The following is a 19,640-nucleotide window of genomic DNA, read 5'->3' on the forward strand; positions in this document are numbered from 1 at the left end:
CCGGGTAGTTATAATATTACGTAATCTATAAATAATATACAATAGTTAATTGATATAATGCAGTTATATCGTGTTTCTTCAGCTGCCAACAGATAAATGATGGCGCTGCTTCGGCGCAGTTATTTCGCCTCCGCTACTTCAACGCGGCGGTTGCGGGCGTCGGGCGAGGCATAGAGCGGGCGCGTATCGCCGTAGCCGATGGTGCTGATGCGTTCGGGCTCGATACCGGCTTTCACCAAGTAGGCCTTTACCGCCTCGGCGCGTTGCTCCGATAAGATTTGGTTTTTGTCGGACTCCCCAATACGGTCGGTGTGGCCGGCCACTTGCAGCCGCAGCGCCGGGCGGGCTTTCAACTCGGCGGCTAGCTGGTCGAGTGCGGGCAGGGCTTCGGCCAGCAACTCGGGCGTGCCGAGCTTAAACAGCACGGTGGGCAATACCACCGGCTTTTCGCTGATGGCCGGAGCGGGCGGCGGTGCTGAACGCGCTGTATCGGACGGGGCCGGTTTGGGAGCGGGCTTGGGTTTGGGTGCAGGCGCTGCACCGCTTGCCTGAATGGTAATGGGCACCACGGCGCTTTCGCGAGTGCGGTAATAGCCCTGCGTGATGTAAAACGTGGTGGTTTTGCTGAGCTTGGTGCGGTAAGCATTGCCCGAGTTCACCAACTGCTTCAGGTCGGCATCGGCGTACCAGCGTACATCGCGGCCCGATACCCGAATGGTGGTTTCGGTACCCGCCGTCACCTTCGCGGCCGATTTTAGCTTCACACGGTACAGCGTGAAGCTGCCTTTGTCGCAGTCGCCCACGGGCTCGTAGGCGGCGCGGCCTGTTAGTTTTTCCTCCTTGGCGTCGTAGGTGAAGGCAATAGTACCGTCGCACCAGTAGCTGAAAGGCGTGGCGCCGGTTTCGTTGAGCTTGCGCACGTGCTCCAGCGCCAGGCCGTTGGCAGTACGGGTAGCCCGCACCTGAAACGTTACAGTTACGTTGGGGCGGCCGGTGGCCTCCTGGTACAGCACCCCAAACAAACCGCTGCCCTTGCCCTCCTGCACGCGCAGCAACGCTGGCCAGGTGGCACCGGGCTCTTCGGGGTCGGTTTCAACGCCTTGCCAAATACCCGCCAACGACTGGGCGCCCACGTTGCCTGCCAGCAACCAACCCAGCAGGCCTAACCACATGCCGTGTTTCATGCCCTAATGTAGGCCAAGTAGCAGGTTCGGTTCAAGCCTCTTGGCCAAGCCACGGCTGCAGCCATCTGTTTCGCTGGCTTAAGTAAGCTTTTGGGGCACCGCTTCAGCAGCACGCAAACTAGCCTAGGTAAGCCATATCGTCGGGGCTGAGGGCAATGTTGGCCGCCTGCAGGTTTTCGCGGAGGTGGGCCAGTTGGGAGGTGCCAGGTATTGGCAGGAGCCAAGGCGAGCGGTGCAGCAGCCAGGCAATGTTAATTTGGGCTGGCGTGGCGTTGTACTTGCGCGCTACTTCCGCCACTTTATCCAGCTCTTTCGGTAGTGCATGAAGCAGCGAGAAGTACGGAATCAGCGGAATGCCGTGCTGCTCGCACAGGTCGAGTACTTCCTCGCCGCCGCGGCTTTCGAAGTGCGGAGTGCGGTGGGTGGTGCGCTGGGCGTAGCTGTACATGTTCTCGACGGTAGCAATAGCGCCCAAGCCAAGACCCTCTTGCAGTTCCTCGGGCGTAACGTTGCTCAGACCCACGTGCAGAATCTTGCCCTCGCGCTGCATGTCAAACATAGCACCTAGGGCCTCGGCGAGCGGCATGGGGCTATTGGGCATCACGCGGTAATGCACCACCTGAATTTGCTCCTGACCTAGGGTGCGCAGGTTTTTTTCGATGCTGGCGCGCAGCTCTTCGGGGCGGTTGTACGGCACCCAGCTTTTATCGGGCCGGCGCGTGGCCCCCACTTTTTTGCAGATTACCAGTTCCGGCGGGTAGGGGTACAGCGCTTCGCGAATCAAGCGGTTCGTTACATCCTCGCCGTAATAATCGGTCGTGTCGAGGAAGTTGACGCCGCTGCCGACCGCCGTGCGCAGGATTTGCAACGCCTCGACGCGGTCGGCCGGCTCGCCCCACACATCGGGCCCGGGAAGGCGCATGGTGCCGTAGCCGAGGCGGTTAACTGTGAGTGGCCGAGCGGAGTGTTGCGCGATGGTGATGGTCGTGGACATGGTAGCATCAGCGGTTAGAATGCGTATCTGTTTCTGGTACAACAGAAACCTCTACTGCATGCACTGTACCGGGCTTAGCGCTGAGCACGCAGCCACGCCTGTGCCGCGGCCAGGTTATCGAACAAAAAGAGGTCGAGCTGATTGCCAATGCGGTGTTGCAGATCCTCGTTGGAGTATTGCCCAAACACATCGGCCGCAACAACTTGCCCGATTGAGCGCAGCCCTGCTGAGATGATCAGGGGCGTCCAAATCTGCTGAATCCAGTCGTTGGCTTCCAGGAAAGTGCCCACCAGGTCGCGGTGGTCGTTCAGCAGCTTGGAGCAGGGCTGTTGCCGGATCATCTCGAGGTGTGTAAGCCCGCCGTTCATTACCGTGCTCAGGGTTTGTCTGCCGTACCAGTGCGCATGAATCCAGTCTTCGGTTTCGTTGTATTGCAGCGTCAAGAAAATGCTGCCGTCGCCGCGGCGTAGGGTTTCGTTCATGAACTTGGATTCAGAGAAGCCTTTTGGCCCCCGTGGTGCTACGGATGTAAAGAAAGCACCTAGGGGCCGAAGGAAAGCTCGCGGCTGAAATAACCGCAACCGCCCGGAATGGTTGCGGCGCCAGAGCGCGGCTGCGGCTGTGGGGCCTGTGGTGCCGCAATCCTAGGTGGCTACTGCTTTAAGGCTAAACGTGCTACGAGGCTTGATTTGCTTTTTCCACCCACGAAAACCTAGGAAGCCGACAAAGGACTGGCCTAATATTCCTCGCGTCGCGCCCGGTTTTGGATACGTTTTTCCCAACGCTTACGCTTGGGCGCGATAGAGCCGCGCAGGTACTTCTCCATCACCAGCACGGCGCAGGGCGCCGCAGCTGTGGCCCCGAAACCCGCGTTTTCGAGGTAAACCGCCACCGCAATTTTAGGGTTGTCGGCTGGCGCGAAGCCCACGAAAGCCGCGTGGTCGTCGCCTTCGTCGTTTTCCACCGTACCCGTTTTGCCGGCCACCTTAATGCCCACGTCGGACAGGCTCGACGCATCGGCGGTGCCGCCGCGCTGCATTACGGCCACCATGCCGGGCACCAGAGCGGCAAAGTGTACGCTGTCAATCAGGGTGCGGTGTTTTTGAGTGAAGCGCGGCAGCGGGCCACTGCCGCCCACGCTGCGCACCAAATGCGGCGTGTAGTACCAGCCCCGGTTGGCAACAATGGCTGCCATGTTGGCCATCTGCAAACCCGTGAGGTTGATTTCGCCCTGCCCGATGCTAAGCGAGTAAATTGAGCGGTACGTCCAGCCCCGGGTGCGGCGGGCTTTGTCGTAGTACGCCGGGGTGGGCAGGTGCCCCCGGGCTTCGCGCGGCAAATCGACACCTAGAGCCGAGTCGAGTCCGAAGGAGCGGGCGTAGCGGCGCCACTGGGCCAAGTTGGCATGGCGAGCTGCAATAGTGTCGCCGGCCAGGGTATCGGGCACGCAGTCGATCAGCGTCTGCATCACGCGGTAGAAGTACGGGTTGCAGCTGTACTTGAGAGCCGCTGTGAGGCTTTTGCCGGGCGGGTGGCGGTGCACGCAGTTCACCAGCGACTGGTCGCAGCGGAAAGCCGAAGCCGGCGTAATGGCGTGCATCTGCAGCGCCACGGCGGCATTCACCAGTTTAAACACCGAGCCGGGCGGGTTAGCCAGCATGGCTGGGCGGTTCAGCAGGGGCATGTCTTCGTGCTCCAGCAGTTTGGTGCGCACGCCGGCTTGGTCGGGCGCGGTAATGGTGCTGGCTTGGTACACCGGCCCCGACACGTAAGCCAAGATTTCGCCGGTGCGCGGGTCGAGGGCTACCAAGTAGCCTTTGCGGCCGCCCATTAGCTTCTCGGCGTAGGTTTGCAGCTTCACATCAAGGGTCAGGTGCAAATCCTGGCCTTGCTGAAAAGCGGTGTCCTTGGCCCAACTGCCGTGTTGATTGCCCTGCGCATCTACCAGCGGGTGCAGGTAGCCGCGGTGCCCCGCCAGCAAGCCGTTGTAGTACGCCTCCACGCCGCCATTGCGCAGGCGGTAAAAACGGCCGCGCCGGTAACGCTTGGCTTGGTTGTAGAAGGCTTGCGCCTCGGCCCCTAGGTAGCCTAGCACGGGAGCGGCGGCAGGGGAGGTGTAGGTGCGTCTGGGCCGCTCCCACAAGGTGAGTTGCGGCACCGTGGCGCTGCTATCGCGGCGTATGCGTTCGGCTTCGGCTTTGGTTAAGCTAAGCTGAACGGCGTAGCCGCGCGACGCCTGGCCGTAGGGCAAGGCATCGGCAATGCGTCGGCGCACCGTGGTCGAGTCCCAGCCGAGTAGCTCACCTAGGGCCAGGGTATCGAGCTGCCCACGGCGGGGCAGCTTCAGCAAGTACTGCGTGCGGGTATCAACCAGCACGGAGTCGTGGCGGTCGAGAATGCGGCCGCGCTGCGGCACATCGGGCAGCACCACGCGCTTGGCGGTGTAGCGTACGCTTGGGCTTTGGTTGAGGGTAGGCTGGTCGGTGGGCTGATCGGGCGAAGAGCAGGCGGCCAAACCCACCAGCACCGCTAGCAAGCGTTTTTTCGACCAGTTGAAGGCTGCGCGCATGAGGGTAAAGCTAAACAATTACCCGCTGTGCGCTACCGCCCCACCCAGGCAGCCCGAACGGCCGGTGCCGAGCCGAGTTGGGAATCAGCCACAACGCTTCGCCGCACAAGCTCCGGGTGCTACGTTGAGCAACCCGACCTAGGCGCCCTGCTGCACGGCCTCGGTTGGTTGCGTGCGGACCTTCCGGCGGAAATACACGAACAGCGGCAACCCCGTCATGATCAGCCCAAGCCCCATGGCCGACTGCACCGGTTGCGTTACAAGGGTGTGCAGCGTGAACGTAGCGGCAAACAGCAGCAGCAAGATTTGCACGTACGGGTACCCCGGCACCGGGCCCGGTATCCGACCTAGGCGCTTCATCTTGACCACGGCCACGGCCAGCAAGCCATAAAACAAAAACGTGGCGAAGATGACCAGATCGGTTAGCCGCTCAAAGGTTCCTGACACAATGAGCACGGTGCTCCAGGCCATCGTGAAAAGCAAGGCCCGGTGGGGCGTGCGGTAGCGCGGGTGCACCGCGGCGGCCGCCGGAAAAAAGTAGCCTTCCTGCGCCATCCGAAACTGCACGCGGGCGTGCGAGAGCAGTACCGCGTTCAACGTACCAAATACGCTTATCAAGATGAGCACCGCCACGCCGGTTTTGCCCCACGCGCCCAGCAGCGCCTCGGCCGCCGCAGCCGCGCCAATTTCGTTGGGGCCCACGGCGGCTAGCGCGGCCAGTGGCAAAGCCCGGAGGTAGGCGTAATTTACCAGCACGTACAGGATAATGGCCACCGTTACGCCCCCAATAATAGCCCTGGGTACATTGCGGCGCGGGTCTTTGATTTCGCCCGTCACGAAGGATAAGTCGACCCAACCGTCGTAGGCCCAGAACACGCTTAGTAGCGCGCCCAAAAAGGCACTGGCCAGCGACACCTCGTGCACGGGCGCCGGGGCAACCGCTGCCGCGCCATCCGGCGTCGGCGCCGACAGGAATATCCCCGCCAGAATCAGCAGGAGTATGCCCCCGATTTTGGCCGCCGTAAACACAATGCTGAGCCGCCCGCTGCCGCTTACGCCCCGGTAGTTTACCCAGGTAAGCGCCGCCGTGGTGCCAATGGCCAGCAGCTTAATGCCCGAATCGGCGAAGGGGTAAATCCAGCCCGCCACCGACAGCTGCGCCCAGGCCTCGGCCGGGTTTGGCAATGGCAGCAGGGAGTTTACCGATTGGGCAAAAATGAAGGCCAGCGCCGCTACCGAGGCCGAGCCGATAATGGCGTAATCCGTCCAGCCGAACAGAAAAGAAGCAAAGTTGCCGAACGACAACCGCAGGTACTCGTACACCCCGCCCGACTCCTCGGTGAGCGACGCCATTCCCGACAGATTCAGGGCTCCGCAGATGGTAACCAGCCCCGCCGCTACCCAGGCTGCCAGTATCCACTCCTCGCTCAAGCCGCTCTGCGCCAGCGGTACGATTTTCTTGAATACGCCGGAACCAATCACGATGCCCGCCACCAGCATAGTGCCGCTCGCGGCGCCAAAGGCACGGATTAGGGTTGCGGGTGCGGCACCGGCTGGCTTTTCTGGAACGTTCATGTTCCCAGCGTACCGGTTTTGCTGCTGTTGAGTTGCGCGGGGCAGTAGCCTGACATTTTCAAACCACCGAACACCAATCACTCCCTCATCATGGCTGGCACAACTTACCCTCAACTTACCCTGCGCTAAACCTGCACCAGACGGGAGCGTTATTTTTCATTCCAAAGCAGGTGAAGTTCTTTGTGCGCCTCTGCTCCTAAAGCTACAATCCGAATCCACTCAGGGTCATTTAGAATTGCTGCATCATCATAATCATCATTTCCCGGAGAACTGTAACCATCAACAGCATTATGCCAGTCAAGAAGCGCAGCTTTTTCCTGCTCACTTACATATCCATTCTCCACAAGCTGACTGTAAGTCAAGCCACAAAGCAAGTCATTGAAATAGCAGCACATAAACTCTACGTAGGTGTAGTGTACGCTAGGCTTCGCTGCATCTAGCCAAGTTTTGGATTGATGTTCGATAGAAGTTAATTCTTCAATCGAATGCTTCCATCGAACCCTCCACATTTCGCGTAGCTCCTCCTCAGAGAATGAATCTATAGGTGTTGAAGATTCTTCTAGGTCCATAGAATTGCATAAAAAACGGGTGCTGCCTTGAGAGAGGCAGCACCCGTTTCCATTTAGCCAAACTGGCTCCAACTTACATATTACGCCGGTACTGGCCGCCTACCTCAAACAGGGCATTGGTAATCTGCCCCAGCGAGCAGGACTTCACCGTTTCCATCAGCTCCTCGAAGAGGTTTTCATTCTGCACGGCCTTTTGCTGCAGGCGCTTCAGGGCGTTGTCGGCCGTATCGCGGTTGCGGGCGTGCAGGTTCTGCAGCATCGAAATCTGGTACTGCTTTTCCTCCTCGGTGGCGCGGATAACCTCGGCCGGCTGCACCGTGGGCGAGCCTTTCGACGAGAGGAAGGTGTTCACGCCGATGATGGGCAGTTCGCCGGTGTGCTTCTGCATCTCGTAGTAAAGGCTTTCCTCCTGGATTTTGCCGCGCTGGTACATGGTTTCCATGGCACCCAACACGCCGCCGCGCTCCGTAATGCGGTCGAACTCGGCCATTACGGCTTCTTCCACCAGGTCGGTCAGTTCCTCGATGATGAACGAGCCCTGCAGCGGGTTCTCGTTCTTGGCCAAGCCCAGTTCGCGGTTGATGATGAGCTGAATGGCCATGGCCCGGCGCACCGATTCTTCGGTAGGCGTGGTAATGGCCTCGTCGTAGGCGTTGGTATGCAGCGAGTTGCAGTTGTCGTAAATGGCGTAGAGCGCCTGCAGCGTGGTGCGGATATCGTTGAAGTCGATTTCTTGCGCGTGCAAGGAGCGGCCCGAGGTCTGGATGTGGTATTTCAACATCTGCGAGCGGCTGTTGGCGCTGTATTTCAGCTTCATGGCCTTGGCCCAGATGCGGCGTGCCACGCGGCCCATCACCGAGTACTCGGGGTCCATGCCGTTCGAGAAGAAGAACGACAGGTTGGGAGCGAAGTCGTTCACGTCCATGCCGCGGCTCACGTAGTACTCCACGAAGGTGAAGCCGTTCGAGAGCGTAAGGGCCAGTTGCGTAATGGGGTTGGCGCCGGCCTCGGCAATGTGGTAGCCCGAAATCGATACGGAGTAGAAGTTCCGCACCTTGTTCGTGATGAAGTACTGCTGTACGTCGCCCATCAGGCGCAGCGAGAATTCCGTCGAGAAGATGCAGGTGTTCTGGGCCTGGTCTTCCTTCAGAATGTCGGCCTGCACGGTGCCGCGCACCTGCAAGAGCGTGCGGGCTTTGATTTCCTGGTACACCTCGGCGGGCAGCACCTGGTCGCCGGTTACGCCGAGCAGCATCAGACCCAGGCCGTCGTTGCCCTCGGGCAGCTGCCCTTGGTAGCGCGGGCGCTCCTGACCTAGGCCCTCGTAGATCTGGTTGATTTTGGCGTCGACCTCAGCCTCCAAGCCATTCTGCTTAATGTACAGCTCGCACTGCTGGTCGATGGCCGCGTTCATGAAGAAAGCAGCCAGCGTAGCCGCGGGGCCGTTGATGGTCATCGACACCGAGGTAACCGGGTCGGCCAGGTTGAAGCCGGAGTACAGCTTCTTGGCGTCGTCGAGGCAGCAGATGCTTACGCCCGAGTTGCCGATCTTGCCGTAGATATCGGGGCGCAGGTCAGGGTCTTCGCCGTAGAGCGTCACCGAGTCAAACGCCGTGCTCAGGCGCTTGGCGGGCAGGCCAGCCGACACGTAGTGGAAGCGGCGGTTGGTGCGCTCGGGGCCACCTTCGCCGGCAAACATGCGCGTGGGGTCTTCGCCCTCGCGCTTGAAGGGGAACACGCCGGCGGTGTAGGGGAACTCGCCGGGCACGTTTTCCTGCAGCATCCACTTCAGCAGGTCGCCCCAGGCTTCGTAGCGCGGGGTGGCCACCTTGGGCACTTGCAGGTGCGAGAGGGTTTCGGAGTGCGTCTTGATGCGAATTTCCTTGTCGCGCACCTTAAAGATGAACTTCGGGGCTTTGTAAGCGGCTACTTTTTGCGGCCAGGTCTCCAGGAGTCGCCAGTTTTGCCCGTCCAGCCGGAGCTTGATTTCCTCGAAGGCTTTCTCCAGGCCGGTTGCGAGTTCGGCTGGTTGGGGTCCGTGGCTGCTGCTCCCCCCGGCTCCGTTAGCGGTTGCTCCTCCGCCGCCGAGGCTTCGAACGGCTTCGATGCTTCGCTGGATTCCGTAGAGTTGCTGAGCGGTTTCGGCTTGTTTATCGACCCACTGGTCATACTGACGAATCGTTTCGGTGATTTCGGAGAGGTAACGCGTGCGGTGGGGCGGAATGATATACACCTTCTCGCTGGCAGCCTCCGAAGTTTCGAGCTGCGAGCTGAACGTGGCCCCGGTTTTCTGCTCGATGGTAGCCAGCACCGCGCGGTACAGGCGGTTCATGCCCGGGTCGTTGAACTGCGAGGCAATGGTGCCGTACACGGGCAGCTCGTCGAGGGGCTTGTCCCAGAGCTGGTGGTTGCGCTGGTACTGCTTGCGCACGTCGCGCAGGGCGTCCTGGGCGCCGCGCTTGTCGAACTTGTTCAGCGCGATGACGTCGGCGAAGTCGAGCATGTCGATTTTCTCCAGCTGCGTGGCGGCGCCGTACTCGGGCGTCATCACGTAGAGACTGGCATCGGAGTGCTCGATGATTTCGGTGTCGGACTGGCCAATGCCCGAGGTTTCCAGAATGATCAGGTCGAAGTCGGCGGCGCGCACCACATCCACGGCATCCTGCACATACTTGCTCAGGGCCAGGTTGCTCTGGCGGGTAGCAAGGCTGCGCATGTACACGCGCGGGTTGTTGATGGCGTTCATCCGGATACGGTCGCCAAGGAGGGCACCGCCGGTTTTGCGCTTCGAAGGGTCAACCGAGATGATGGCAATGGTCTTGTCGGGGAAGTCGAGCAGGAAGCGGCGCACCAGCTCATCCACCAACGACGACTTGCCCGCACCGCCGGTGCCGGTGATGCCGAGGATAGGCGCCTTCTTGGTTTGGGTCGATTGTTCGGCCTGGCCTTCGCCCGCCTGGAAATCGGCCACCAACTGCTGCTTTACCTTCTCGTACTCTTCGGGGAAGTTCTCGGCAGCCGAGATGAGTCGACCTAGGCTCAGGGCGTCTTTTTCCTTTACATGCTTGGCTTCTCCGTTCAGGTTTTTGCCCGTCGGGAAGTCGGCCTTTTCGAGCAGGTCGTTGATCATGCCCTGCAGGCCCATGGCGCGGCCGTCGTCGGGCGAGTAGATGCGCGTAATGCCGTAGCCGTGCAACTCTTCGATTTCCGAAGGCAGAATTACCCCGCCGCCGCCGCCGAAGATTTTGATATGGCCGGCGCCCCGCTCCTTGAGCAGGTCGTGCATATACTTGAAGAACTCGTTGTGGCCGCCCTGGTACGAGGTAATAGCAATGGCCTGCGCGTCTTCCTGAATGGCGCAATCCACGATTTCCTGCACCGAGCGGTTGTGCCCTAGGTGAATTACTTCAGCGCCTGAGGCTTGGATAATACGGCGCATGATGTTGATGGCCGCGTCGTGGCCATCGAACAGCGCCGCCGCCGTTACGATGCGAACGTGGTTCTGGGGTTTGTAGGGAGCTACGGGAGCAGCTTGCATAAGGTAGTCCTGAGCGAGTGGGATTTTGGAGTGGCTAAAGTACGAAAAAGCCCCGGCGGGGTAGGCGCCAGGGCTTACAAGTGTTAGTCAACCGTTCTTGGTTCGTAAGCGAAACGGATAATCGAAAGGTTTCAGCCCCTGGCACAGACTTGCTTAAGCAGATAAAGTTTAGGGGCAGCGCTTACTAAGCTGGGGGTGCAGAGCGCAGGAGCAGTGTTGCGAGGTGCTTACTAAACCCTGACTTCAACCGGTTAATCCTCAGTTACTCCGTGGGGCTTGCGGCCGTTACGTACAAACTTAGGCTAGCCCGCAGGCTGTGCCATTCGTCAGCCGATTTGTCGCGGTACACCATGCGGTGCATGGGGCCTAGGGGAGCGGGCATCAGCAGGGTTTGCCAGGAGCGTTGCGGGTCGGGCATGCCTTCCAGCCATTCCAGCGTCACGGCTACCCGGTTGTGGTTGCCGGTGGCAATGTGGTAGGGGCGCAGGTCGAGGTGCTGCCAGCCTTTGGCGTCGTCGGGTAACACGTAGTGCACATCCTGCGTGAGCAAGGAAGTGGTGGGGTTTTCGTTGGTATCCAAGGCCCGCACGTTCAGGCGCAGGCGCACGCCCCTGAAGGTATTTTGCCCGATGTAAAAGTGTACGTCTTCAATCTCGCTCTGCGGCCGAATGCGTAGTACCGCACCCACTTCGCGGCCCAGCTTGCGGGCCGGCTCGGTATCGTTGTTGAGGTGAAAGTTGTAGTGCGTAAGGCTGAACGAACCGTCGTGACCTACGCGTCGGCGCTTCCAGCCAGTCGCGCGAATGGTTACCGTGCTGAGCTCCTGCGTGAGCGGCGTGAGGTGCACCGTTGCTTCTTGCAGCAACTGGCTCAGCAGGAGCTTGCGCGGCGCGTAACCTACGCACGTCACCACTACCGTATCAGATGGCAAAGCGGCGGCAAGTGCTTTGAGACTGAACTGGCCCTCGGCATCGGCTACCGTGCCCACGGGCTTAAGCTTAACTCCTACGGAAGCAAAAGGTACCGCCTCGCCGATTCGGGCATCGAGTACGTGCGGCTGGGGCTGCTGGGGCGAGACGTGCACGCAGGACAGCAGGGCGTAAAGCAGACTGCTGTGCTTAAGCCAAGCAATAATCATAGGCAGGGTAGCAATTGGGTTACGCTGTAAGGAGTCAGCAACAAGCTCGACGGGTTGCACGCAGGCTGTCCCTTCATGTAGGGGACGAATGCGCTTGTTCCGCAAACTAGCCCGCTTCGCGTCGTCAGTTATTCCGTGAGCAGCTCAAAGTACAGGCTGGGTTGCATGGCATGAATCGTCCAGGCAGCTTCGCTGTTTTCGCGCTCCAGCATCACCTGCTTGGGCTGGCGCTTTACCGGCACCGAAAAATATTTCTTCTGCGGCTCGGCTGTTTCGCTTTGCAGCCACTGAATGGTAGCCGCTACAGGTTGCGCTTCCAGGTTTATATTATAGGAGCGCAGATCAACCGTGAGCCAACCCTTCTGCTTAGGCCACGCCTTCAGCTGCACATCTTGTTGCAACAATGTTTTACCGGGCTTGCCTTGCCCGTAGGCGTACAAGTTCAGCCGGAAGCGCAACAGCTCGTAGTTGTTGTCGTGCAAGTACACATGGAACGCCTCCAGCACGGCCGGCTTGGCGGGGTGCAGTACGGCGCCAAGCTCCCAGCCCCATTCGTCGTCGACGGTGTTCTTGCCGCTCGAGCCGGCCACCCAGCGCAGGTCGCCCTTGGCGGTTTTTCTACCTAGGGTAGCCGGTTTAACGCGGCGGTGGGCTACTACCACGTTTTCCAGGGTTTGCTCCTGGGGTGCGAGCCGCACCACGCGTTGCCCGGCGGCTAGGTGAGCGGGCAGTAGCAGGGCGCGCGAAAATCCAATGCTCGTTACCACCACCGTGTCGGCGAAGTTATCGGGCAGGCGCAGGAGGTAGCGGCCGTTTTCGTCGGCCACGGTGCCCAGCCCGCGGCGCGGCACGCCCAGGGTGGCAAAGGGCACGGGCTGGCCGGTACGTGCATTTAGCACTTGGCCTTCCAGGGGCTGGTGCTGCCCATGGGCCATTACCGATAAACCACTTAGGGAAAGTGTGGCGAGTAGCCGTCGAATCATCAGCCTGCAAAACAGAAGCCTGCAGGCCAAGTGCACCCCGTGCGCACCCGTCTGGCTTCCCGACCTAGGACAAAGTTATTGCCCTGTGCTGCCGCTTGGGTTGGCGTTGATAAATATTGTTGTGGGTTTGTGCAGCGGGGCCTAATCGTATTCCTGCACAGCCAGGTACATGCTGGCGTTGATGGGAAAGGCGCGCCACTCCGCCTCGCTTTTATCGCGCACTACGGCCCGGTGCGTCGCCGACGGAAAGGCCCCGGGTCCGCCAAACTTGCTGCTCTCGGGGTGCAGCTTTTCGCCCTGCAGCCACTGAATGCCCGCCGCTACGGTTTGCCCTTTGTGCAGCTGCAGGTTGTACTGGCGCAAATCGACGCTCGCCCAGCCGGTTTGCTCGCTCGGAACGGTAAACTGAATGTCCTGCGTCAGTAGAGGCTTGGTAGGTTTGCCGTTTGCCACTTCGTAGAGCATAAACCGCAGGCGCACCAGCTTAAACTCATTTTGCTCGAGGTAAAAGTGGAAGCCATCGATGTAGCCGTTGCGCCGAACGGGCAGGATGGTGGCTACTTCCCAGCCGCGCTCATCGTCGCCTACGGCGGCAAGGTCGCGGGTGGCGGTGCTCCAGTGCGCGGTGCCGCTTTGCATTTTCCCACCTAGGGTAGCTGGGCGTACGCGCCCGTGCTTCACCTTCACCTCCTGCAAGGGCTGGGTAACTGGTTGCAACGCCCAGGCCTGGGGCTGACTGCCCAAAGCCGCTATGGTAGTGCGGCACGAGCGGTAGCCAATGCAGGAGATGATAACCGAATCGGCGCCTGTAATGCTAGCTGACGTGTTGAGCACAAAGTTGCCGGCGGCGTCGGTGGTGGTGCCTACGGGTTTGCCTTTCACGCCTACGGTAGCAAAGGCCACTGCATTTGCCGAGTGGGTGACCACTACCCGCCCTTTGAGCTGCTGGGCCTGCAAGGGCAACCCAACACCTAGGGCCGTAAAAATCAAAAGTGTGCTGCGGAGCATGGGCTAAGGGGATATTTCAGGCAAGAGTGCGCCGGCCGCTGCGAAGGTTGCCTAGTAGTATTTTTTTTGGCGAATGCGTTCTACTTCCCGGTCTACCCAGCGGGCTGCATTCCCGGCTTATGAATCCAGCTGAGGAATATTCTGCCAACGTAATTTTGTGGAACTCTGGCCGGCAAGGCACGGTTGCCAAAACGCAGCCAAAGGCCTTGTTGGGGCGTTCCGTAGCAATTGCGGCCCCAAAACGCTACCTTCGTGGCTGCATAAAGCCTTATTTCAAGCCGAGTGAAGAACATTCGCAACTTCTGCATCATCGCCCACATCGACCACGGCAAAAGCACGCTGGCCGACCGCCTGCTGGAATTTACCAGCACGGTGAGTCAGCGCGAGATGCAGGCGCAGCTGCTCGACAACATGGATTTGGAGCGGGAGCGGGGTATCACCATCAAGAGCCACGCTATCCAAATGCAATTTCCCTACAAAGGGGAGATGTACACGCTCAACCTGATTGATACCCCCGGTCACGTCGACTTCAGTTACGAAGTGTCGCGCTCCATCGCCGCCTGCGAAGGCGCCCTGCTGATCGTTGACGCCTCGCAAGGCATCGAAGCCCAGACTATTTCGAACCTGTACCTAGCCATCGGCGCCGATCTGGAGATTATTCCGGTTCTGAACAAGATCGACCTGCCGCACGCCATGCCGGAAGAGGTTTCGGACGAAATCGTTGACCTGATCGGCTGCAAACACGAGGACATTATCCACGCCTCGGGTAAAGCCGGTATCGGTATCGAAGAAATACTGAACGCCATCGTGGAGCGTATTCCGCCGCCCTCGGGCGACCCGGAGGCTCCGCTACAGGCCCTTATTTTCGACTCGGTTTTTAACTCGTACCGCGGCATCGAAGTACTGTTTCGCATCAAGAACGGCACCATGCGCAAAGGCGACAAGCTGCGTTTCCTGGCTACTGGCAAGGAATACGGCGCCGATGAAATTGGGGTATTGAAGCTGAACCAGGAGCCCCGCGGCGAAATGTCAGCCGGCAACGTAGGCTACCTGATTTCGGGCATCAAGGAAGCTCGCGAAGTAAAAGTTGGCGACACCATTACTCACGTGGCGCGCCCTACGCAAGAGGCCATTGTAGGCTTCGAGGACGTAAAGCCCATGGTATTCGCCGGCATTTACCCCGTGGATACCACCGAATATGAAGAGCTGCGCTCCTGCATGGAAAAGCTGCAGCTCAACGACGCCTCGCTGGTGTGGGAGCCCGAAACCTCAGCTGCTCTGGGCTTCGGCTTCCGTTGCGGTTTCCTAGGTATGCTGCACATGGAAATTGTGCAGGAGCGCCTGGAGCGCGAGTTCAACATGACGGTGATTACCACTGTGCCTTCGGTGCAGTTCAAGGTCATCAGCAACCGCGACGAGCTCAAAATGGTATCGGCCCCGAGTGAAATGCCCGAGCCCAACCTGATCAAGCACATCGAGGAACCCTACATCAAGGCGCAGATCATCACGGCGGCCGAGTTTGTGGGACCCATCATTACGCTGTGCATGGAAAAGCGTGGCATCATCAAAGGCCAGTCGTACCTGACGTCGGAGCGGGTGGAGCTGTCGTTTGAGCTGCCGCTGTCGGAAATCGTGTTCGACTTCTTCGACAAGCTGAAGACTATTTCGCGCGGTTACGCTTCCCTCGACTATGAACTGATTGGTTTCCGTCAGTCGGACATGGTGAAGCTGGACGTGATGCTAAATGGCGAGAAGGTAGACGCCCTGTCGGCCATCGTACACCGCTCCAAGAGCTACGACTGGGGTAAGCGCCTCTGCGAAAAGCTCAAAGAGCTGCTGCCCCGCCAGATGTTCGAAATTGCCATTCAGGCTGCCATTGGCCAAAAGATCGTAGCCCGCGAAACCGTGAAGGCCTTGCGCAAAAACGTAATTGCCAAATGCTACGGCGGCGACATCTCGCGTAAGCGCAAACTGTTGGAGAAACAGAAAGAAGGTAAGAAACGGATGCGCCAAGTGGGCTCCGTGGAAATTCCGCAAGAAGCCTTCCTGGCAGTGCTAAAAATCGACTAATGCGAAAACGCGGCTCCAAGTGGGCCGCGTTTTTTTTACCATTCACTTTTTTCACTTCATGCAATTCTTGCAAAAGCGCTGTGTGATAACCCCAATGATATGAATGATGCGCTAACCAAGAATTGCACGAGCGAAGCTCAACTCGAGAAGATCCGCCGCGGTCAGGAACTGCGCTTTCGCTGGCGCGACGACTGGCCCGTGATGGAAAAAGCCATCCTCATAGCCGGTCGCGCGGCCATTGCCCGAAACAACGAAACTCCCAATCCAAACTCCTCCGAACAGGAATAAGCTATGACCACTGCTCCCGACGCCACTACCTACCGCCTTATCGACGGCAAGCAGACCGCCGAGAACATCAAGCGCGAAATTGCCACCGAAGTCGAGCAGCTAAAAGCTGCCGGCCAAAAGGTGCCGCACTTAGCGGCTGTGCTCGTTGGCCACGACGGCGGCTCCGAAACCTACGTTCGTAATAAGGTACTGGCTTGTGAGGCGGTGGGCTTCAGCTCCACCTTGTTGCGCTTTGAAGACGACATCAGCGAGGCGCAGCTTTTGCAGCAGGTTGACGACTTAAACAACGATCCGGAAATTGATGGCTTCATTGTGCAACTGCCGTTGCCTAGGCACATCGACACCAACAAGGTTATTGAGGCTATTCGGCCGGAGAAGGACGTTGATGGTTTTCACCCCATGAACATCGGGCGAATGGTAGCTGGCCTGCCATCGTTGCTGCCGGCTACCCCATCGGGTATTGTGGAGTTGTTGCGGCGCTACGAGCTTACCACCGATGGCAAGCACTGTGTGGTAATTGGTCGTTCGAACATCGTTGGTACGCCAGTTAGTATTTTGCTGGCTAAAAACTTAGAGCCTGGTAACTGCACTGTTACTTTATGCCATTCCCGCACCCAGGATTTGCCTAGCATCACCCGTACAGCCGACATCTTGGTGGCGGCCCTAGGTCGGCCGGGCTTTGTAACGGCCGATATGGTGAAGCCAGGCGCAGTGGTTATCGATGTAGGTACTACCCGGGTGGAAGATGCCTCCAAGAAGAGCGGCTGGGCGTTGCGCGGCGACGTTGATTTTGCCTCAGTAGCACCTTTAACGAGTTATATTACTCCGGTGCCCGGCGGCGTTGGGCCCATGACAATTGCCATGCTGCTGCTTAATACCCTGCGGGCGGCAAAAGGAGAGATTTACCCAAAATAGCTTTGAGCTTGGCTTTGGGAATTGCCAAAGCCGTTGGGTTGTTTTAATTTTAATGTTGGGCCGCTAGGAAGCGAGAAAATCCCGCCAAGGATGATTTCCGTTTACTCAGCGGCCCAACGTATTTCTTCTTGCGCTTACTGTACTGTTTTGACTTACCCGCAGCTTACCGTCTTGTCATCTGCCCCAACGGCCTCTGCCTTGCCAGCATTGCCCGTAATGGAGCAGTTCTATACCATCCAGGGCGAAGGCGCCAACGCCGGTCGGGCAGCCTACTTCATTCGCCTGGGTGGTTGCGACGTGGGCTGCCATTGGTGCGACGTTAAGGAATCGTGGGATGCTGATGCACACCCGCGGCTTACCATCGAAAGCCTTATAGCCGAGGTACGGCAACACCCCGGACGTAACGTGGTAATTACAGGCGGTGAGCCGCTGATGTACGACCTAGGCCCGCTTACGCAGGCCTTGCACGCAGCCGGTTGCCAAAACTGGATCGAGACCTCCGGCGCCCACCCACTATCGGGTGAGTGGGACTGGATATGCGTGTCGCCGAAGAAGTTTAAGGCTCCGTTGCCAGAAGTGCTCCTGCATGCCCACGAGTTGAAGGTGGTGGTCTTCAACAAAAGCGACTTTGCTTGGGCCGAGCAGCATGCCGCCCTAGTGGGGCCGCAGTGCCGATTGTTTTTGCAGCCCGAGTGGAGCAAAGCAGCTGCCGTAACTCCGCTCATCATCGACTATGTGAAGCAACACCCGCAATGGCAGGTGTCGTTGCAAACGCATAAATACCTGGATATTCCCTAGCCAACTTGCCCATGCGCCGTTTGCTGCTGCCCCTCGTGGTTGTAGCTGCCGGTAGCCTGTTGCCCGTGCAGCACGCCGCCGCGCAAGCTCAAGTACCCATTGCTAATACCAAAGCCCGTAACCTGTGGGAGAAAGCGCAGCAACAAGCCAAGGAACGCGATTTTGCAAAGGCACTCGAAACGCTCACCACGCTTAACCAAAAGTTTCCGTCGATGGCGGAAGCGTTCCTGCTGAAAGGGCAGCTTTATAAGGCCATGGGCGAAACCCGGCCGGCCTACGAGGCTTATCGCGAAGGTGTTGAAAAAGCGGCGTTTGCACCCGCTCGCATGAATGATTACTTCAATCTAGGCGAGCTGGCCCTTGGCCTAGGGGAGTACCAAGTGGCAAAGTCGGCGTACGAGAAATACTTGAAGGCAGCTCCTAAAGGGCAGCGTTACATTACTCGGGCTCAGTTTCAGCTGAAGAATTGCGATTTTGCCATCAACTCCATAGCAAACCCTGTGGGGCAGGTACCCGAACGCTTGGGTGCTCCGCTGAATACTTTCCGGTTTCAGTATTTTCCTGCTGTCACTGCCGATAACCGCTTTCTGGTTTTCACGGCTCGCAAAACCGCCGACTCCGACGAAGACATTGTAGTAAGCCGGCTGGAGAAAGACGGCTCCTTCGGCGACCCGGCGCTTATCTCGGCCGCCATCAACTCGCAGTTCAACGAGGGGGCTGGCACCATTTCGGGCGACGGCAAAACGCTGGTTTTTGCCTCCTGCGACCGGCCCGGCGCCGTAGGCAATTGCGACTTGTACATCTCCCGCCGTACGGGCAACGCCTGGAGCAAGCCACGTAACCTAGGGCGCAACGTCAACTCGACTAATTGGGACTCGCAGCCCACTTTATCGGCCGATGGACGCACGCTGTATTTTACTTCCGACCGCCGAGGTGGCCAAGGCAAAGAGGATATTTACGTTACCACCTTGCAGGAAGACGGCACTTGGAGCCTGGCCCGCAACCTAGGGGCTCCGGTGAATACGCCTGGCAAGGACATGGCTCCGTTCATCCACGCCAGCGGTACCACGCTCTACTACGTTACCGATGGGCTGGTGGGCATGGGCGGACTAGACATTTACAAGAGCAGCCTTACTGGCGGTAAATGGTCGGTGCCGCAAAACCTGGGGTACCCGCTCAATACCTACGAAAACGAAGCCTCGCTTTTTATTTCGTCGGATAACCGCCGGGGGTTCTGCTCGCGCACCCGCCCGGCCGAGGCCGCTGTAGCCGAGCGCGACCGGCCGGTAGAGCTATTTGGCTTCGAGGTACCCAAGCAAATTCGCTCGCAGGAGCAAAGCACCTACGCCCAGGGGCGCGTATTCGATGCCATAACCAAGAAGCCCCTGCAAGCTGATGTACAGCTCTACGACCTGCGTACCGACGAGCTGACGCAGTCGGTTACCAGCGACCCGGTTGAAGGCGACTATACCGTGGTGCTAAACGAAGGCCACCAATACGGTATGTACGCCGTGGCCGACAAGTACCTGATGAAGAGCCTCAACTTTGACTACTCCGACAAGCGCAGTTTTGACCCCTTAACGCTGGATATTTACCTGGAGCCCGTGAAGGCTGGCCGAAGCATCGTGCTCAATAACCTGTTCTTCGATACCAAGCAGTACGCCTTAAAGCCCAACTCGAAAACCGAGCTCAATCGCCTCATCAAATTCATGGCGCAATACCCGGATATTCAGGTAGAAATATCGGGCCATACCGATGACGTTGGTACCGATTCGGACAACTTAGTACTGTCGAAAAACCGGGCAAAATCGGTGTACAGCTACCTCGTTGAGCACGGTGTGAAGGCCGAACGCCTCCGTTTCAAGGGTTTCGGCGAAACCAAGCCATTAGCTCCAAATACCTCCGACGAAAATCGGCAACAGAACCGGCGCATAGAGTTGAGTATTCTGTAGCAAAATTCATCTATATCCTGGTTTAAGTGCTAAAGCCAGCCCTGTGAGGGGCTGGCTTT

The 19,640-nt window shown here is 58.8% G+C and carries 15 protein-coding genes; 5 read left to right on the forward strand and 10 right to left on the reverse strand.

Annotation, left to right across the window (positions count from 1 at the left end):
* Positions 1–119: 119 nt before the first annotated feature.
* From ASU33_RS13400 to ASU33_RS13440, 10 genes are all read right to left on the reverse strand, one after another.
* Positions 120–1,184, reverse strand: a complete 1,065-nt coding sequence (locus tag ASU33_RS13400) for an OmpA family protein (protein ID WP_059071326.1) — start codon at positions 1,182–1,184, stop codon at positions 120–122.
* A 118-nt stretch (positions 1,185–1,302) separates the two neighbouring features.
* Positions 1,303–2,178: an aldo/keto reductase gene (locus ASU33_RS13405; protein WP_059071495.1), complete on the reverse strand. Its 876-nt coding sequence runs from the start codon at positions 2,176–2,178 to the stop codon at positions 1,303–1,305.
* A gap of 74 nt (positions 2,179–2,252) precedes the next feature.
* Complete coding sequence (locus ASU33_RS13410) at positions 2,253–2,660, reverse strand: hypothetical protein (RefSeq protein ID WP_059071327.1); 408 nt, start codon at positions 2,658–2,660, stop codon at positions 2,253–2,255.
* A 254-nt stretch (positions 2,661–2,914) separates the two neighbouring features.
* Positions 2,915–4,747, reverse strand: coding sequence for a peptidoglycan D,D-transpeptidase FtsI family protein (locus tag ASU33_RS13415; RefSeq protein WP_059071328.1), 1,833 nt, complete (start codon positions 4,745–4,747; stop codon positions 2,915–2,917).
* A gap of 138 nt (positions 4,748–4,885) precedes the next feature.
* Positions 4,886–6,322 (reverse strand): APC family permease, encoded by a 1,437-nt coding sequence (locus ASU33_RS13420; RefSeq protein WP_059071329.1) that lies wholly within the window; start codon positions 6,320–6,322, stop codon positions 4,886–4,888.
* Positions 6,323–6,471: 149 nt separating this feature from the next.
* Complete coding sequence (locus tag ASU33_RS21295) at positions 6,472–6,891, reverse strand: hypothetical protein (RefSeq protein ID WP_149867208.1); 420 nt, start codon at positions 6,889–6,891, stop codon at positions 6,472–6,474.
* A 73-nt stretch (positions 6,892–6,964) separates the two neighbouring features.
* The gene (locus ASU33_RS13425) at positions 6,965–10,429 is read right to left on the reverse strand and encodes a methylmalonyl-CoA mutase family protein (protein ID WP_059071330.1); all 3,465 of its coding nucleotides are present in this window, start codon (positions 10,427–10,429) and stop codon (positions 6,965–6,967) included.
* Between the two features lie 262 nt (positions 10,430–10,691).
* Positions 10,692–11,567, reverse strand: a complete 876-nt coding sequence (locus ASU33_RS13430; protein WP_059071331.1) for a carboxypeptidase-like regulatory domain-containing protein — start codon at positions 11,565–11,567, stop codon at positions 10,692–10,694.
* 128 nt (positions 11,568–11,695) lie between these two features.
* Complete coding sequence (locus ASU33_RS13435; RefSeq protein WP_078063114.1) at positions 11,696–12,550, reverse strand: carboxypeptidase-like regulatory domain-containing protein; 855 nt, start codon at positions 12,548–12,550, stop codon at positions 11,696–11,698.
* A gap of 141 nt (positions 12,551–12,691) precedes the next feature.
* Positions 12,692–13,558 carry a carboxypeptidase-like regulatory domain-containing protein gene (locus tag ASU33_RS13440; RefSeq protein ID WP_059071333.1) on the reverse strand — a complete coding sequence of 289 codons (867 nt, stop codon included), beginning with the start codon at positions 13,556–13,558 and terminating at the stop codon, positions 12,692–12,694.
* A gap of 282 nt (positions 13,559–13,840) precedes the next feature.
* On the opposite strand from ASU33_RS13440, the gene lepA reads away from it, so the two are divergent.
* The 5 genes from lepA (at position 13,841) to ASU33_RS13465 (ending at position 19,581) form a co-directional block, all read left to right on the forward strand.
* Positions 13,841–15,628: a translation elongation factor 4 gene (lepA, locus tag ASU33_RS13445; protein WP_059071334.1), complete on the forward strand. Its 1,788-nt coding sequence runs from the start codon at positions 13,841–13,843 to the stop codon at positions 15,626–15,628.
* A gap of 99 nt (positions 15,629–15,727) precedes the next feature.
* On the forward strand, positions 15,728–15,916 hold the full coding sequence (locus ASU33_RS13450) for a hypothetical protein (protein ID WP_059071335.1): 189 nt from the start codon (positions 15,728–15,730) through the stop codon (positions 15,914–15,916).
* A 3-nt stretch (positions 15,917–15,919) separates the two neighbouring features.
* Entirely contained in the window at positions 15,920–16,831 is a 912-nt protein-coding gene (locus ASU33_RS13455; protein ID WP_059071336.1) for a bifunctional 5,10-methylenetetrahydrofolate dehydrogenase/5,10-methenyltetrahydrofolate cyclohydrolase, read from the forward strand.
* Positions 16,832–17,047: 216 nt separating this feature from the next.
* Positions 17,048–17,629, forward strand: a complete 582-nt coding sequence (locus ASU33_RS13460) for a 7-carboxy-7-deazaguanine synthase QueE (RefSeq protein ID WP_059071337.1) — start codon at positions 17,048–17,050, stop codon at positions 17,627–17,629.
* Between the two features lie 11 nt (positions 17,630–17,640).
* A complete protein-coding gene (locus tag ASU33_RS13465) occupies positions 17,641–19,581 on the forward strand; it encodes an OmpA family protein (protein ID WP_286130538.1) in 1,941 nt (646 codons plus the stop codon).
* Positions 19,582–19,640: the final 59 nt, after the last annotated feature.

The sequence above is a fragment of the Solirubrum puertoriconensis genome, from assembly GCF_001483135.1.
Classification (GTDB): Bacteria; Bacteroidota; Bacteroidia; order Cytophagales; family Hymenobacteraceae; genus Solirubrum; species Solirubrum puertoriconensis.

Excerpts from the sequence above, each read along its gene's own strand:
- ASU33_RS13400 (WP_059071326.1), bottom strand. The coding sequence starts at position 1,184 with ATGAAACACGGCATGTGGTTAGGCCTGCTGGGTTGGTTGCTGGCAGGC.
- ASU33_RS13405 (WP_059071495.1), bottom strand. The coding sequence starts at position 2,178 with ATGTCCACGACCATCACCATCGCGCAACACTCCGCTCGGCCACTCACA.
- ASU33_RS13410 (WP_059071327.1), bottom strand. The coding sequence starts at position 2,660 with ATGAACGAAACCCTACGCCGCGGCGACGGCAGCATTTTCTTGACGCTG.
- ASU33_RS13415 (WP_059071328.1), bottom strand. The coding sequence starts at position 4,747 with ATGCGCGCAGCCTTCAACTGGTCGAAAAAACGCTTGCTAGCGGTGCTG.
- ASU33_RS13420 (WP_059071329.1), bottom strand. The coding sequence starts at position 6,322 with ATGAACGTTCCAGAAAAGCCAGCCGGTGCCGCACCCGCAACCCTAATC.
- ASU33_RS21295 (WP_149867208.1), bottom strand. The coding sequence starts at position 6,891 with ATGGACCTAGAAGAATCTTCAACACCTATAGATTCATTCTCTGAGGAG.
- ASU33_RS13425 (WP_059071330.1), bottom strand. The coding sequence starts at position 10,429 with ATGCAAGCTGCTCCCGTAGCTCCCTACAAACCCCAGAACCACGTTCGC.
- ASU33_RS13430 (WP_059071331.1), bottom strand. The coding sequence starts at position 11,567 with ATGATTATTGCTTGGCTTAAGCACAGCAGTCTGCTTTACGCCCTGCTG.
- ASU33_RS13435 (WP_078063114.1), bottom strand. The coding sequence starts at position 12,550 with ATGATTCGACGGCTACTCGCCACACTTTCCCTAAGTGGTTTATCGGTA.
- ASU33_RS13440 (WP_059071333.1), bottom strand. The coding sequence starts at position 13,558 with ATGCTCCGCAGCACACTTTTGATTTTTACGGCCCTAGGTGTTGGGTTG.
- ASU33_RS13450 (WP_059071335.1), top strand. The coding sequence starts at position 15,728 with ATGAATGATGCGCTAACCAAGAATTGCACGAGCGAAGCTCAACTCGAG.
- ASU33_RS13455 (WP_059071336.1), top strand. The coding sequence starts at position 15,920 with ATGACCACTGCTCCCGACGCCACTACCTACCGCCTTATCGACGGCAAG.
- ASU33_RS13460 (WP_059071337.1), top strand. The coding sequence starts at position 17,048 with ATGGAGCAGTTCTATACCATCCAGGGCGAAGGCGCCAACGCCGGTCGG.
- ASU33_RS13465 (WP_286130538.1), top strand. The coding sequence starts at position 17,641 with ATGCGCCGTTTGCTGCTGCCCCTCGTGGTTGTAGCTGCCGGTAGCCTG.